At 72.9% G+C, this 13968-nt stretch carries 14 protein-coding genes and 1 tRNA gene; 5 read left to right on the top strand and 10 right to left on the bottom strand.

Annotated elements, in window-relative coordinates; translation table 11 throughout:
• Positions 1 to 14 precede the first annotated feature (14 nt).
• The 3 genes from H9L09_RS13435 to H9L09_RS13425 are packed head-to-tail and all read left to right on the top strand — an operon-like array spanning position 15 to position 4794.
• The gene (locus H9L09_RS13435) at positions 15 to 530 is read left to right on the top strand and encodes a hypothetical protein (RefSeq protein WP_187577410.1); all 516 of its coding nucleotides are present in this window, start codon (positions 15 to 17) and stop codon (positions 528 to 530) included.
• Positions 527 to 2416, top strand: a complete 1890-nt coding sequence (locus H9L09_RS13430) for a copper resistance CopC/CopD family protein (protein ID WP_187577409.1) — start codon at positions 527 to 529, stop codon at positions 2414 to 2416. The genes H9L09_RS13435 and H9L09_RS13430 overlap by 4 nt, the downstream gene beginning before the upstream one ends.
• The gene (locus H9L09_RS13425; protein ID WP_187577408.1) at positions 2413 to 4794 is read left to right on the top strand and encodes a S8 family serine peptidase; all 2382 of its coding nucleotides are present in this window, start codon (positions 2413 to 2415) and stop codon (positions 4792 to 4794) included. The genes H9L09_RS13430 and H9L09_RS13425 overlap by 4 nt, the downstream gene beginning before the upstream one ends.
• A gap of 26 nt (positions 4795 to 4820) precedes the next feature.
• Here the strand turns inward: H9L09_RS13425 and H9L09_RS13420 are convergent, their stop codons facing one another.
• Genes H9L09_RS13420 through H9L09_RS22145 form a run of 3 tightly spaced genes read right to left on the bottom strand, consistent with a single transcriptional unit; the run spans position 4821 to position 6615 of the window.
• On the bottom strand, positions 4821 to 5477 hold the full coding sequence (locus H9L09_RS13420; RefSeq protein ID WP_187577407.1) for a response regulator: 657 nt from the start codon (positions 5475 to 5477) through the stop codon (positions 4821 to 4823).
• A complete protein-coding gene (locus tag H9L09_RS13415) occupies positions 5474 to 6256 on the bottom strand; it encodes a sensor histidine kinase (RefSeq protein WP_246456014.1) in 783 nt (260 codons plus the stop codon). Before H9L09_RS13415 ends, H9L09_RS13420 begins: the two co-directional genes overlap by 4 nt.
• 56 nt (positions 6257 to 6312) lie before the next feature.
• Positions 6313 to 6615 (bottom strand): hypothetical protein, encoded by a 303-nt coding sequence (locus H9L09_RS22145; RefSeq protein ID WP_246456013.1) that lies wholly within the window; start codon positions 6613 to 6615, stop codon positions 6313 to 6315.
• A 131-nt stretch (positions 6616 to 6746) separates the two neighbouring features.
• On the opposite strand from H9L09_RS22145, the gene H9L09_RS13410 reads away from it, so the two are divergent.
• Both H9L09_RS13410 and H9L09_RS13405 read left to right on the top strand, forming a co-directional pair.
• Entirely contained in the window at positions 6747 to 7646 is a 900-nt protein-coding gene (locus H9L09_RS13410) for an ABC transporter ATP-binding protein (RefSeq protein ID WP_187577406.1), read from the top strand.
• Positions 7643 to 8455: an ABC-2 transporter permease gene (locus H9L09_RS13405; RefSeq protein WP_187577405.1), complete on the top strand. Its 813-nt coding sequence runs from the start codon at positions 7643 to 7645 to the stop codon at positions 8453 to 8455. The genes H9L09_RS13410 and H9L09_RS13405 overlap by 4 nt, the downstream gene beginning before the upstream one ends.
• 141 nt (positions 8456 to 8596) lie before the next feature.
• Here the strand turns inward: H9L09_RS13405 and H9L09_RS13400 are convergent.
• From H9L09_RS13400 to H9L09_RS13370, 7 genes are all read right to left on the bottom strand, one after another.
• A tRNA-Ala gene (locus H9L09_RS13400) sits at positions 8597 to 8672 on the bottom strand.
• 61 nt (positions 8673 to 8733) lie between these two features.
• Positions 8734 to 9669 carry a divisome protein SepX/GlpR gene (gene sepX, locus H9L09_RS13395; protein WP_187577404.1) on the bottom strand — a complete coding sequence of 312 codons (936 nt, stop codon included), beginning with the start codon at positions 9667 to 9669 and terminating at the stop codon, positions 8734 to 8736.
• Positions 9670 to 9760: 91 nt separating this feature from the next.
• Positions 9761 to 10321, bottom strand: a complete 561-nt coding sequence (locus H9L09_RS13390) for a GNAT family N-acetyltransferase (protein ID WP_246456012.1) — start codon at positions 10319 to 10321, stop codon at positions 9761 to 9763.
• Positions 10322 to 10356: 35 nt separating this feature from the next.
• Positions 10357 to 10827, bottom strand: a complete 471-nt coding sequence (locus H9L09_RS13385) for a MogA/MoaB family molybdenum cofactor biosynthesis protein (RefSeq protein WP_187577403.1) — start codon at positions 10825 to 10827, stop codon at positions 10357 to 10359.
• Complete coding sequence (gene moaC, locus H9L09_RS13380) at positions 10824 to 11303, bottom strand: cyclic pyranopterin monophosphate synthase MoaC (RefSeq protein WP_187577402.1); 480 nt, start codon at positions 11301 to 11303, stop codon at positions 10824 to 10826. Before moaC ends, H9L09_RS13385 begins: the two co-directional genes overlap by 4 nt.
• On the bottom strand, positions 11303 to 12553 hold the full coding sequence (gene glp / locus H9L09_RS13375) for a molybdotransferase-like divisome protein Glp (RefSeq protein WP_187577401.1): 1251 nt from the start codon (positions 12551 to 12553) through the stop codon (positions 11303 to 11305). Before glp ends, moaC begins: the two co-directional genes overlap by 1 nt.
• A gap of 9 nt (positions 12554 to 12562) precedes the next feature.
• Entirely contained in the window at positions 12563 to 13954 is a 1392-nt protein-coding gene (locus tag H9L09_RS13370; RefSeq protein ID WP_187577400.1) for a UTP--glucose-1-phosphate uridylyltransferase, read from the bottom strand.
• Positions 13955 to 13968 lie beyond the last annotated feature (14 nt).

The following is a 13968-nucleotide window of genomic DNA, read 5'->3' as shown; positions in this document are numbered from 1 at the left end:
ACGAGGAAGCAACCATGACCACTGACACCCTGGCCCCCGAGGCCCCCGCACCACCTCCCGCCAAGGCCGGCCGACGCATCCGGCGCCGGCTGGTCGTCCTGGCCGCCGTGCTGAGCCTGGTCGCGGTCGGCTGCGGCATCCAGGCCTGGCGGGTGCACCGCGCCTCCGACGTCCGCAACGGCACCACGCTGGTGACCGCCGACGGGATGGCGGCGCGCTACGGCATCGACATCGACCTCCTGGCGATCACCGCCGCCGGCGGGCTCGTCGAGCTGCGCTACCAGGTCGTCGACCCGGACAAGGCCGCACCACTGGTCCACGACCCGGACCTGTCCCCCGCGCTGGTGTCGGAGGAGACCGGACGGACCCTGGTCATGTCGACGCCGCCCCACCACCACGGCACCGAGCTGCAGCTGGGCGGCACGTACTTCTTCCTCATGGCCAACGCCGAGACCGCGCTGCACAAGGGCGACGAGGTCACCCTGATCATCGGAGACGCACGCCTGGAGCACCTGGAGATGCAGGGATGACCCACGGGCGCGGCAAGGGGGCGCTGCGGGGGGCAGCGGTGCTCCTGGTCGCGCTCCTGCTGGCCCTTCTGGTGCCCTCCGCCGCCCAGGCGCACAGCGAGCTGCAACGCTCCGACCCGCTCGACGGGGCCGTCGTCCCGGTGGGACGCACCACGCTGACCCTGTGGTTCGGCGAGTCCGTCGCCGCTGCCTCCAGCTCCTTCGTGCTCCGCACCCAGGACGGCTCCCTCGTGCCGACCACCGTGTCGGGTCAAGGGGCCACCACCGTCATCGAGATCGAGACCGCCCCCCTCGAGCGCAACACCTACCAGCTCGACTGGCGGGTCTTCTCCCTCGACGACGGCCACACCACCAGCGGGACCCTGCTCTTCGGTGCTGGTCTCCGCCCTGCTCCACCCACCTCACGCGGCCCGCAGATCCCCCCCACTGCGCTCGTCCTCGTGAGGTGGGTGGACCTGACCGCCCTGCTGGCCGCCATCGGCGCACTGACCGTGGGCGACCGGGTCCTCCGTACGCTCGGCGACCGGGTGCGCCGCCGGGCTCGCACGATCGCCCTGCTCGCGGTGCTCGCCGCGTGGTACGCCGGGGTGCTCACGTCTCTGGTGCGCACCTTCGACGCGACGCTGGGGCTTGGCCTGTGGTGGAACCAGACCTGGCTGGTCCTGACCGAGACTCCGGCGGGCCGCTTCTGGCTGGCCCGGCAGGTCGCGCTGACCGTGGCCGTGGTGGCCGTGGTCGTCTGGCGCAGGAGGCTCTCCCGACCGCGGCGGTCGGCCGTCGTGGCACTGCTCGCACTGACCGTCGTGGCCGGGTGCGAGGCGTGGGCCGGGCACGCCGCGACCCTGGCGAGCGGCGCCACCCTGGTGGGCGTCGCCGCCGTGGCCCACCTGTGGGCGGCCGGAGTGTGGGCAGGCGGGCTGGGCGTCCTCGCCTGGTGCCTGGTCCCGGCGCTGCGCCACGCCCCGGGCGAGCGCGGTCGTCTGCTCGGCCCGGTCTGGCGCGCGTACAGCCCGCTGGCGGCGGTCTCCACGGTGGTCCTGCTGGCCACCGGCCTGGTCGAAGCCGGTCACCACCTGCCCGACCTCGGCGCGGTCACCACGACCGTGTACGGCGCCGGCATCGCCGCCAAGACGGTGCTGATGGTGGTGGCGTTCGGACTCGCCGGGATCAACACCGCGGTCGTCCACCCGGGTCTCGCCGCCCGGGTGGGCGGTCGCCTGCCGTACGCCGCCGTGCGACGCCTCGGTCTCGGTTCCCCCCGACGCTTCGCCTGGACGGTGACCGCGGAGGCCGCGCTGCTCGGCCTGGCCGTGGCGCTGGCCGCCGTGGTCACCTCGACCGCGACCTCCCGGGAGGACCTGGACGCCCGTCGCCCGACGACGGTGCACGTCGAGCGCGCGGACGGGCTCTTCGTCACCTTCGAGGAGGTGCCCGGCGGTCCGGGCACCGGCCGGCTCATCGTGAGGCTCCGCGCCATCGTCCGGCCCGACCCCGCTCCGGTGACCGCGGTCGACGTCGACCTCAGCGGGCCGACCGGTCACGTGCTGGTCCCGCTGGCCCTGACCGGTCCGGACCGCTACGAGGGGACCGTGGCGGAGCCCGGAGCGGGCACCTGGACCGCCACCGTGCACATGCACCGCACCAACGCCTCCGACACCGTCACCTCGAGCTCGTGGACCGTGGAGCCGCGGGCAGCCGCCCACGGCGGACCCTTCGAGGTGGTCAGCTCGGCGTTGGCCGCGCTGCTGCTCGCGCTGCTGGCCCTGACCTTGCTCGTGCTGCGCCGGAGGAGCCGACCCACCGCAGCCGCTGCAGCCGCCGCGGCACTCGACCGTACGCCCGTCACGCTGCCCGAACCGGCACCGCGAGAGGAGAGCCTGCTATGAGGATGTGCATCCGCCGGCTCGCCGGGGCGGCCGTCGCCCTGGCGGTCGTCTGCCCCGCCGCCCTGGCCACCGTCGGCTCGGCGTCGGCGGCACCGGCCCGTGCGCCGGGCCGCTCGCCGGTCACCAGCACCGTGGTGGTCACCCTCGCCCACGGTGCGGACCTCAGCACCGTCAGCGGCCCGCGCAAGAATCGACTGCGCGCGGTGGTGGAGAGGCTCCGGCAGACCGCCGACCGCGACCAGGCCCCGCTGATCCGGTCCCTGTCCGCCGCCACCGCCCGAGGGGAGGCCGAGGTCCGCGACCGCCTGTGGATCTCCAACAGCCTCGTGCTGACCGCCACCGCCGACGTCGTCGCCCAGGTCGCCGCCCGACCGGAGGTCGCCTCCGTCGTGCCGGACGCGGTCACGCTGACTCCCGCCGAGACTGCCTCGGCCAACCAGGTCAGCATCCGCTCCCCCGAGGTCTGGTCCTCCGGCGACACGGGCGCGGGGATCGTGGTGGCCACCCTCGACAGCGGCGTCGACGTCACCCACCCCGACCTCGCCGGCTCCTGGCGTGGCGGCACGAACAGCTGGTTCGACCCCTACGCCCAGCACCCCACGACCCCGACCGACCTGATGGGCCACGGCACCGGGGTCACCGGGGTCATGGTCGGCGGCAGCACCAGCGGGACCGCGATCGGGACCGCCCCCGGAGCGACCTGGATAGCGGCGCGGGTCTTCGACGACGCCGGGAGGTCCACGGTCAGCGCCGTCCACCGCGCCTTCCAGTGGCTGCTGGACCCCGACGCCGACCCGAACACCGCGGACGCACCGCGCGTGGTGGACGCCTCCTGGTCGCTGGGGACCGGCCCCGGCTGCGACCTGACCTTCCAACCCGACGTCCAGGCGTTGCGCAGCGCCGGCATCCTACCGGTCTTCCCGGCGGGCAACTTCGGCTCGACCACCTCGAGCAGCGTCAGCCCGGCCAACTACCCCGAGTCGCTCTCGGTCGGGGCGGTCTCCGCCACCGGTCTCGTGATGTCGTCGAGCAGCCGCGGCCCGTCCACCTGCGGCGGCCGGACTCGTGCCTTCCCCGACCTGGTCGCGCCGGGAGGCAACGTGCTGACCGCCGACCGCTACGGCCTGTACCAGTACCTGTCCGGGACCTCGGTCGCCGCGCCCCACGCGGCCGGGGTCCTCGCCCTGCTGCTGGCGGAGTCGCCGGCCCTCTCCGCGGACCAGCAGCAGGCGCTGATCACCGGGACCGCGGCCGACCGCGGCGTCGCCGGCGTGGACGAGGTCTACGGTCACGGCATGCTGGACGCCGCCGCGGCCTACGCCGCCGGGCTGGCGCCGCCTCCCCCGCCGCCAACGCCGGCGGCGGACCTCGGCCTCACGCTCACCACGGTCACCGGATCGGCCGACCCCGGCGCCACCGCCTCCTGGCAGGTGCAGACCACCGGCGCCAACGGCTTCACCGCCGACGTCGACCTGAGCGTCACCGGACCGGCCACCTCGGTGGCCACCGTGACCCTGACCCCCCGCCTGCTCACCGGGGGCAGCGGCACCAGCACCCTCACCCTCGTCCCGACCGCAGCAGCCACCGCGGGGACCTACGGGTTCACCGTGACCGCCACCGGCGGCGGGCTCACCCGCACCGCCGACGGCACCCTCCAGGTGACCGCGCCGCCGCCGCCACCACCGCCGCCGGGGCTCACGTTCTCGACCCTGGGCAACGCGAACCCGCCCGGGGCGGGTGGGACCGCCGACGACGCGGACCTCTACCGCTGGGACGGCTCGTCGTACGCCCGCACCTTCGACGCCTCGCTCGCGAAGCTGCCCGGCGCAGCGAACGTGGACGGGCTCGACCTGGTCGACCCGACCCACTTCTTCGTCTCCTTCTCCGGCGACGTGACGGTCCCGGGGCTCGGCACGGTGCAGGACGAGGACGTGCTCAGCTTCAGCGCGGGCACCTGGTCGGTGTACTTCGACGGGACGGCTCGGGGCCTGACCTCGAGCGGGCAGGACCTGGACGCGATCTCGGTCGACGGCGGCACGTTGTCCTTCTCGACGGTCGGCTCGGTGAAGGTCCCCGGGGTGGGCGGGACGGCCGACGACGCGGACATCTACTCCTGGGACGGGAGCACCTTCGCCCGGGTCTGGGACGCCTCGGTCGCGAAGCTGCCGAGCGCCGCTAACGTGGACGGGTTCGTCCGGGTGGACGCGACGCACTTCTACGCCTCCTTCGCCACCGACGTGACGATCCCGGGACTAGGCACCGTGCAGGACGAGGACGTGGTCGGCTCCGGTGCGGGCACCTGGTCGGTCTACTTCGACGGAACCGCCCACGGGCTGACCTCCAGCAGCCTCGACATCGACGCCTTCGACGTGGGCTGAGGGGACTCGAACCTTGCACGACGGGTTCAGTCCCCCACCCGGCCGGTGTCGTAGGCCCACATCGCGATCTCGACCCTGTTCCGGGCGCCGATCTTGGTCAGCAGGCTGGCGACGTGGGTCTTGGCGGTCGTCAGGCCGATGAAGAGATCGGCGGCGATCTCGGCGTTCGTGCGGCCACGGGCGACCAGCGCCAGCACCTCCTCCTCGCGGTCGGTGAGCGGCTCGATCGGCTGGGTACGTCGTTTCGACGGTTCCCTGGCGGCCAGGGTGGAGAGCAGCCGCCGGGTGATGTTCGGCGCGATCAGGGCATCGCCGACGGCTGCGGCATGCACGGCCTGGACGAGCAGCTCCGGCCCGGCGTCCTTGAGGAGAAAACCCCGGGCGCCGGCCCGGAGCGCGCCGTGGACGTACTCGTCCAGATCGAAGGTCGTGATCACCACCACCGCCATCGGGTCCGGGACTTCCCGCCCTGCCAGGAGCTCGGTCACCCCGATGCCGTCGAGCCCGGGCATGCGGATATCGACCAGGCACACGTCGGGGCGGAGTCGACGCGCCAGCTCGACAGCGGCGTGGCCGTCGGCGGCCTGGCCGGCGACCTCGATGCCAGGCTGCGCGTCAAGGATCATGGACAGGCCGGTACGCACCAGGTCCTGGTCGTCGGCCACCAGCACTCGCACCGTCATCGGCGTACCTCCGTCGGCAGCTCGGCGTCGACCGCCCACCCACCCCCAGGCGCCGGCCCGGCACGCAGCGTGCCGCCGAGCAGCTGCACGCGCTCGGTCATCCCCAGCAGCCCGAAACCGTGGCTCGCCGGCCGCACCGGGTCGATCTGTCCGTCGTCGGTCACGCGTAGCCGCAGCCTTCCTCCACCCTCGAAGACCCGGATCTCCACGCGGGAGGCGTTGCGGGCGTGCCGCAGCGCGTTGGTCAGCGCCTCTTGCGCCAGCCGGTAGACCGCCACGTCGACCTGGAGCGGAAGTTCGTCCAGGTCATCCGGCACCTCCACGTCCACCACCGGCACCGGGCCGCGCCGGGCGAGGAACGCCAGGTCGGCAACGCCGCGCTGGGGGGCGTACTCCGCCGGCGCTCCGTCACGCAGCACCCGGACCATCGCCCGCATCTCCGCCAGCGTCCGCGACGCTTCCCCTTCGATGACCGCCAGCGCCTCGAAGGCCGCTTCGGGTCGCTGCCCGGCCATCGCCCGGCCCGCCTGCGCCTGCACAGCGATCGCCGAGACGTGGTGGGCGACCGTGTCGTGCAGCTCGCGGGCGAGGTCGACCCGCTCCTGGCTGCGGATCTGGTCCGACGCCCGGCGCCAGCTCTCGGAGCGGTAGCGGAACGCCGCTCCGCCCGCCGCTGACGCCGCCAGGACGCCGAACCCGCCGATGACGGCGGCAGGCCCGGTGTAGTCGGCGACCGTGCCGATGACCGCAGCGACCGCCACCACCGCCAGCCCGATCACGATCTCGCGCCCTGAGCCCCAGCGGACCAGCGCGTAGACGAGGACCAGGACGAAGATCAGCGTGTCGAGGCCGACGCTGGGGCCCCGCCCGCCAGGGTCGCCAGCCCCAACACCATCGCGGTGCCGAAGGCCACCACGACACAGGCCAGCGGCCGGGTACGCCGCCAGAGCAGCACCGGCGCGAGTACCACCGCCACGATCGTCGCGAACGGCCGCCAGGCGACGTCGTCCCGAAGGAATCCCTCGAGCAGCGCCGTCACCATCACCGCGCCGACCAGCACCCAGTCGCGCGACAGCCGTTCGGGAACGGCGGCAGCGCGGGGCTCCGCCCACAGCGAGCGCAGGGCGTTGGTGATCACCCGCCCAGCCTAGGGACCGCCGAGGCCTCGGGGACCGACCGAAAGAACGAGACCCCGCTCCTCCCCACGGCGGAGGAGGGTCCGGCCTCGACGTCGATGTGCGTACGCCGGGAGGCGGCGAGGGTTGTCACATGATCACTGTTGACTCGCTGACCCGGAGGTACGCCGGCTTCACCGCCGTCGACAACGTCTCCTTCACCGCCCTGCCCGGTCGCGTCACCGGCTTCCTCGGCCCGAACGGCGCCGGGAAGTCCACCACGATGCGCGTGATGGTCGGCCTGACCGTGCCGACGTCCGGCACCGCGACCATCAACGGAGAACGGTTCGCCGACCTCCCCAACCCCGGCCTCGAGGTGGGCGTCCTCCTCGACGCCTCCGCCCAGCACGCCGGCCGCACCGGACGCGAGATCCTCACGATCGCCGCCGACACCATGGGTCTGCCCCGCCGCCGCGTCGACGAGATGCTCGAGCTCGTCAGCCTGACATCATCGGAGGCCAGGCGCCGCGTGCGCAACTACTCCCTCGGCATGCGTCAGCGACTGGGCATCGGCACCGCACTGCTCGGGGACCCCCGGGTGCTGATCCTCGACGAACCGGCCAACGGGCTCGACCCCGCCGGGATCCGGTGGATGCGCGACCTGCTGACGGGCTTCGCCGGCCAGGGCGGAACCGTCCTGTTGTCCTCGCACCTGCTGCACGAGATCGAGGTCATCGCCGACGACCTGGTCGTGATCGGGAACGGCAAGATCGTCGCGTCCGGCAGCAAGGAAGAGCTGCTGGCCGCAGCGGGGACGCTCGTCCGATCGACGTCACCGCGCGACCTCATGCAAGCCCTCGAGCAGGCCGGGATCCCCAGCACGCTCGCAGGGGACGGCTCGGTCCGCACGGACGCCGACCCCGCCCGGGTCGGGGCCGTGGCCCTGACAGCGGGCATCGCCCTCACCGAGCTCCGATCCGCCGAGGGCGCCGGGCTCGAGGACATGTTCCTGTCGCTCACTGCCGACACCCAACGCGAAGGAGTTGCGGCATGACCGCCACGACCATCTCTCCCGACACCAACGAGGCCGCGCCTGCCCGACGGATCGTCCGTCCAATCCCGACCACCCGGCTGGTCACGATCGAGCTCCGCAAGATGTTCAACACCCGCTCGGGATTCTGGATGCTCGTCAGCATCGGTGTCCTGTCGGTCATGGCGACCGGGGCGGTCCTCATCTTCGCCCCGGACAGCGAGATCACCTACGAGAACTTCGCCGCGGCGATCGGCTTCCCGATGTCGGTGATCCTGCCGATGATCGCGATCCTGGGCGTCACCAGCGAGTGGAGCCAGCGCAGCGGGCTCACGACGTTCACGCTGGTGCCGAGCCGCGGCCGCGTCATCGGGGCCAAGGCGTTCGCGACCTTCGTGGTCGGGGTCGTCTCGATGGCCGTCGCGTTCGCCGTCGGTGCCGTCGGCAACCTGCTCGGGTCCACGATCATGAGCCTCGACACGGTCTGGGACGTCTCCCTGGCAGCCGCGGCGCAGATCCTCCTGGGGAACCTGGTCGGCATGGCCATCGGCTTCACGCTCGGTGTCGTGCTGCGCAGCTCCGCGGCAGCGATCGTGGGCTACTTCGTCGTCTCCCTGGTCCTGCCGGGCATCCTGGCCCTTCTCGCCCAGGTGCGTTCGTGGTTCGCCGACCTGCAGCCGTGGATCGACTGGAACTACACGCAGGTCGCACTGTTCGAGAACGACACGGACACGGCGAGGGAGTGGGCGATGCTGGCCTCGACCACCGCCATCTGGATCGCGCTTCCGCTCGTCATCGGACTGCTCTTCCTGCGCCGCTCCGAGGTCAAGTAGTCGGACGCACGGTCGGCGGTATCCGACACTCTTGTGCGAGTGCCGGATGCCGCCGTCTCGTCGTGCGGAGCAAGTCGAGCGCTACGCCCCGGTCCATCTCCCTGGTTCGGGATGACGGGCGTCGGCCCTGACCTACAGGTGTGGTGGAGCTGAGGGGATTCGAACCCCTGACCTTCTCATTGCGAACGAGACGCGCTACCAACTGCGCCACAGCCCCGGTGCGCCGGGCGAACCGGCGCGAAGAGAAAAGATATCACCCGTGCCGGGCGGTTCCTAACTCAGGACCCGACGGCGCGGGGAGCCTCGTCGAGCTCCTCGGAGGCCGTGGCCGCCGCACCCTCGGAGGCCGTGGCCGCCGCACCCTCGGCGGCCGCCGCCTCCGCGGCGATCCCGGCGTCCTCGGCGGTGCGCCCGGACGTCCAGGTGCCCGGCTCGCCGAGGTCGATGGTGCGGACGGTGCGACGGGCCTTGGGCTTGGTGACGTAGGTCGGCAGCGTGACCGGCAGCGGGTCCCACAGCGAACCCCCGTCGACGGTGGCCATGACCACCGCGTCGACGACGGCCGGGATCGACATGGTGTCGTCGTCGGGGTCGACCTCGACGAAGCCCTGCGCGTTGCGGGCGGCCGGCGCGACCGGAGTGCCGTACGGCGCCTCGACGCGGGCCGCGCGCCGGACCTGGCCGGCGACCGGGTCGATCACGACCGGCGACTCGTCCGCGAGCGCCTGCTCGAGGTCCGCGGTCCAGCCGGCGCTGCGCATCCGGCGGACCTGGGTGCGGCACACGAGCAGGAAGAGCACGACCAGGCCGGAGGGGACCGTCACCGACCACCACGGCAGCACCGCGAAGGCGGCGAGCACGACGACGACCGCGGTGCTCAGCAGCAGCACGGTGAGGACGCGACGGCGACGACGCGCAGCCGTCCGGGCCGCGGCGCGCTGCGCAGCGGGCCGGGGCCGGGGCCGGGCACCCGCCACGGGCCGGGTCGCCGGCACCACCACCTGGGGGTTGTCGGCGGCGCGAGCCCGGGTGACGACGAGCCGGGCGTCGCCCGAGCCCACCGGCTCCCGCCGGGCCAGCACCCGCATGGCGGTCGAGAACCGGTCGATCGACCGGGTCCGGGCCACCTCGTCGTGGTGCTTGAGCGCCTTGGGAATCAGGTACACGGCCCACGCGACGGCGAGCACAACGAAGATGATTCCAGACAGGTCCACGGGAGAGACGATAGGAGCGCGGCGCCGCCCCGCCCCGCAGGCGCAGCGGTGTGTCGCCAGGCAACTCCTGTGACTGCTGTGAATTCTGTGCTCAGGAGCCGGTCTGCTGCCGGAACCGCCGCAGCAGGCCCCCCTGGCAGTCCTCCACGGTGAGCGCGAAGAGCCGGTGGTCGCGCCAGTCGCCGTCGATGTGCAGGTAACGCGGCGCGTAGCCGATCTCGATGAACCCGAGCTTCTCCACCACCCGCAGGCTGGCGGCGTTCTCCGGCCGGATCGCGACCTCGATGCGGTGCAGCCCCAGCTCGAAGAAGCAGTGGTCGACCGCCAGCGCGACCGCGGTCGGCACGACGCCGCGGCCGGCGTGCCGCTGGTCGATCCAGTAGCCCACCTGGCCCCAGCGCGCCGAGCCGCCGGTGATGTTGGTGACCGTCAGCTGGCCGGCGAAGGCGTCGTCGACGGTGAGCGCGAACGGCAGGGTGCGGTGCTCGCGGGCCTGGCGGTGCAGGTCACGGACCAGCTCCTGGAAGTTGCGCGGCGCGGTGCGGTCGCCCGGCGGCACCGTGGCCTCCCAGGGCGCCAGCCACGCCGCATTGCGCCGGCGCACCTCGTGCCAGTCCCGGGCGTCGTGACGCGAGAGCGGCCGCAGCCCCACCGACCCGGCTCGCAGCTCGGCACGCCACGGGCTGGTCAGTGGTCGCTCCCCACGATCTGCTCCACCGCGTGGCGGAGGAGGGGCGCCAGCACGGCCAGGCCGTCCTTCACGCCGCCGCGGGAGCCGGGCAGGTTCACCACGAGCGCCTGGCCGCTGACTCCGGCCAGGCCCCGGGAGAGCGCCGCGGTGGGCACGCCGTTCGCGACGCCGTAGGCGCGGATCGCCTCGGCGATGCCGGGCACCTCGCGGTCCAGCAGCGGCCTGGTCACCTCGGGCGTGAGGTCGGTGGGCGTGAGCCCGGTGCCTCCGGTGGTGACGACCGCCCGGGCGCCGGCCTCGATCGCCGCGCGGATCGCCCCGGCCACCGGCTCGCCGTCGGGCACCACGACCGGCCCGGTGACCTCGAAGCCGAGCTCCTCGAGCGCCGCCACGATCAGCGGACCGGTGGTGTCCTCGTAGACGCCGGCCGCCGCTCGGTTGGAGGCCGCCACCACGGTCGCCTTCACGGCCGCTTCCAGTCGCCGCTCTTGCCGCCGGACTTCGACTGCACGCGTACGTCGTCGATCACCGCGGCCTTGTCGACCGCCTTGACCATGTCGACGACCGTGAGTGCCGCCACCGAGACCGCCGTCAGCGCCTCCATCTCCACACCGGTGCGGTCCGTCGTGCGCACGGTGGCGGTGATCTCCACCGCGTCGTCGGCCACCACGAGGTCGACCGTGACGCCCGAGATCGCCAGCGGGTGGCACAGCGGGACCAGGTCCGGGGTGCGCTTGGCGGCCATGATCCCGGCCACCCGGGCGACCCCGAGAGCGTCACCCTTCGGCACGCCCTCTCCCCGGAGCAGGCCGATCACCTCGGCGGAGACCCGGACCCTGCCGGTGGCGACCGCCACCCGGGCGGTGACCTCCTTGGCGGAGACGTCGACCATCCGGGCGGCTCCCGACTCGTCGACGTGGGTGAGCCTGGGCACGTCGGACATCAGAAGTCCCGGTCCAGCACGAGCACCTGCACCTGGTCGCCCGGGGACAGGCTGGTGACGTCCTCGGGCACCTCGATCAGCGCGTTTGCGTCCGACAGGTCTCCGACCAGGTGCGACCCGTGGCCGCCGACCGGCTGCACGTGGGCGCCCTTGCCGTCGATGCCGAACCGGGCCCGGACGAACTGCCGCCGCCCCGGGGCCGAGGAGAGCCCCTGGCCGAGCAGCGCCCGGACCAGTGGTCGCCGGTAGGGCAGCCGGCCCATCATCCGCCGGATCGCCGGCACCACGAACACCTCGAAGGAGACGTAGGAGGAGACCGGGTTCCCCGGCAGCGTGAGGATCGGGGTGTCGTCCTCGCCGACGAAGCCGAAGCCCTGCGGCTTGCCCGGCTGCATGGCCACCTCGCCGAAGGAGACGGTGCCGAGCTCGGTGAGCACCTCCTTGACCACGTCGTACTGACCCTTGCTGACGCCGCCGCTGGTCACCACCAGGTCGGCGCGCACCAGCTGGTCGCTCAGCGCGTCGGAGAACTCCTGCGGGTCGTCGGAGACGATGCCGACCCGGTAGGCGATCGCGCCGGCGGAGCGGGCCGCGGCGGCGAGCATGTAGGAGTTGGCGTCGTAGATCGAGTCGTGGCCGAGCCCGGTGCCCGGCTCGCGCAGCTCGGAGCCGGTCGACATGATCACCACCCGCGGTCGCGGCCGGGCGGCGACCTGGGCACGGCCCACCGAGGCCAGCAGCCCCAGCTGGCGCGGGCCGAGGATCGTGCCGTCCTCCAGCAGGACGTCGCCGGTGCGGACGTCCTCGCCGCGGTAGCGCACGTGCTGGCCCCGGGTCGGCGCCCGGGTGATCCGGACGTTGGCGACCCCGCCGTCGGTCCACTCCACCGGTACCACCGAGTCGGCGCCCTGCGGCACCGGCGCCCCGGTCATGATCCGCACCGTCGTACCCGGGGAGAGCGCCAGCATCCGGGTCTGGCCGGCCGCCATCTCCCCCACCACCGGCAGGTGCACCGGGTGGTCGGTCGAGGCCGAGGCCACGTCGTCGAAGTAGACGGCGTAGCCGTCCATCGCGGAGTTGTCGAAGGACGGCAGGTCCATCGGCGCGGACACGTCCTCGCACACCGGCAGCCCGAGCGACTCCAGCAGCGGCTGGTCGTAGGGCGGCAGCGGGACCAGCGCGTCCAGGATCCGTTCGACGTGCTCGTCGACCGTGCTCAGCCGGTCGGTGGGCATCGGGGAGGAGGGCATGCCGGAACCCTAACCCTCTCCGAGCACCGTCCCGGACTCGACGACGGCGGGCTCCCCCGCGTCCTCGAGCCGGCCATCCCCGACCACCCGCACCTCGGCTCCGAAGCGCCAGTCGCCGTTGACGACCAGGCTGGTCGCGCGGCACAGCGAGGGCGTCCCGTCGGGGAACCGCTGGTCGAAGTCGTCGACCAGCTTGTAGTGCGAGGAGTCCAGGTCGACGAAGGGAACCTTCCCGTCGAGCTGCTCGGCGACCCGGAGCACGTACTCGTCGGTGAGGGAGTAGCAGTCGGAGCGCAGCACCAGCAGGTCGTTGGTGGTCTTCACGGGCACGAACCGGTCCCGGCCCACCTCGATGGTGGTGGCGCCGTCGAAGACCTCGATCGCCGCTCCCATCGCGGTCTCGATCTGGATCACCTCGGGGGTGCTCGGGTCCGCGGGGTCCACCGTCTTGGTGTTCTTGATCAGCGCCAGGCCGAGGATGCCGTCGCGCGCGTCCAGCTCGGCCTTCATCGCCCGCAGGTCGAACCACAGGTTGTTGGTGGAGGTGAACCGGTGCCGGCTCAGGTCGCCGAGCGCGTCCTGGTCCTCCTCGAGGGTCTGCGCGGTCTCCCGCAGCACGATCCGGCCGTCGGCCTTGCGGGTGGCGAAGTGGCCGCCCTTGCGGTCGGAGGGAGTACGGCGGACCGCCTCGATCGCGAACGGCGCGCCGGACCCGGCGAACCAGCCGGCCACCCGGGCGTCGGGCACCGCCCCGAGGTTGTCGGAGTTGGAGACGAAGACCTGCGTGAAGCCGGCGTCGACCAGCTGGTCGAGCAGCCCGGTCCCCTGCATTGCGGTGTAGATGTCACCGTGCCCCGGCGGGCACCACTCGAGCGTCGGGTCGGCCGGCCACTCCACCGGGGTCAGGTCGTCGGCGCGGAGCTTGGGCTCCTTGTTCTGCAGGAACTCCAGCGGCAGGCCGTCGACCGCGAGGTCGCGGTAGCGGCCCAGCACCTCGAGGGTGTCCGCGGAGGTGCGGAAGCTGTTCATGAAGATCAGCGGCAGGGCGGCGCCGTGCCGGCGGCGCAGCGCCAGCACCTGACGCACGATGATGTCGAGGAAGGTGAGGCCGTCGCGCACCTCGAGCAGCGACTTGGCCCGCGCCATCCCCATCGAGGTGCCGAGCCCGCCGTTCAGCTTCACGACCGCGGTGCGCCCGAGCGCCTCGCTGGCGGCCTCGTCGCCGACGGTGACGTCGGCCAGCGCGGGCATGTCCAGCGGCTCGATCGTCGACTCCGGGACCATGCCGGTCTCGCCGCGCTCGACGAGCCGGTAGTAGTAGGCGAACACGTCGATCGCGACCGGGTCGACACCCGCTGCCGTCATCTTCTCCCGGGCCAGCTTCAGTCCCTCGTCGCTCATGGCGCCGAATCTAG

The sequence above is a fragment of the Nocardioides mesophilus genome (assembly GCF_014395785.1).
Lineage (GTDB): Bacteria > Actinomycetota > Actinomycetes > Propionibacteriales > Nocardioidaceae > Nocardioides_B > Nocardioides_B mesophilus.
This window is presented reverse-complemented; position numbering and strand designations above follow the sequence as displayed.

What these genes read in the sequence shown, in the direction of transcription:
- glp (WP_187577401.1), bottom strand. Translation starts at nt 12,553, where the DNA reads ATGCCCTCCTCCCCGATGCCCACCGACCGGCTGAGCACGGTCGACGAG.
- H9L09_RS13370 (WP_187577400.1), bottom strand. Translation starts at nt 13,954, where the DNA reads ATGAGCGACGAGGGACTGAAGCTGGCCCGGGAGAAGATGACGGCAGCG.
- H9L09_RS13420 (WP_187577407.1), bottom strand. Translation starts at nt 5,477, where the DNA reads ATGACGGTGCGAGTGCTGGTGGCCGACGACCAGGACCTGGTGCGTACC.
- H9L09_RS13435 (WP_187577410.1), top strand. Translation starts at nt 15, where the DNA reads ATGACCACTGACACCCTGGCCCCCGAGGCCCCCGCACCACCTCCCGCC.
- H9L09_RS13410 (WP_187577406.1), top strand. Translation starts at nt 6,747, where the DNA reads ATGATCACTGTTGACTCGCTGACCCGGAGGTACGCCGGCTTCACCGCC.
- H9L09_RS13405 (WP_187577405.1), top strand. Translation starts at nt 7,643, where the DNA reads ATGACCGCCACGACCATCTCTCCCGACACCAACGAGGCCGCGCCTGCC.
- moaC (WP_187577402.1), bottom strand. Translation starts at nt 11,303, where the DNA reads ATGTCCGACGTGCCCAGGCTCACCCACGTCGACGAGTCGGGAGCCGCC.
- H9L09_RS13425 (WP_187577408.1), top strand. Translation starts at nt 2,413, where the DNA reads ATGAGGATGTGCATCCGCCGGCTCGCCGGGGCGGCCGTCGCCCTGGCG.
- H9L09_RS13430 (WP_187577409.1), top strand. Translation starts at nt 527, where the DNA reads ATGACCCACGGGCGCGGCAAGGGGGCGCTGCGGGGGGCAGCGGTGCTC.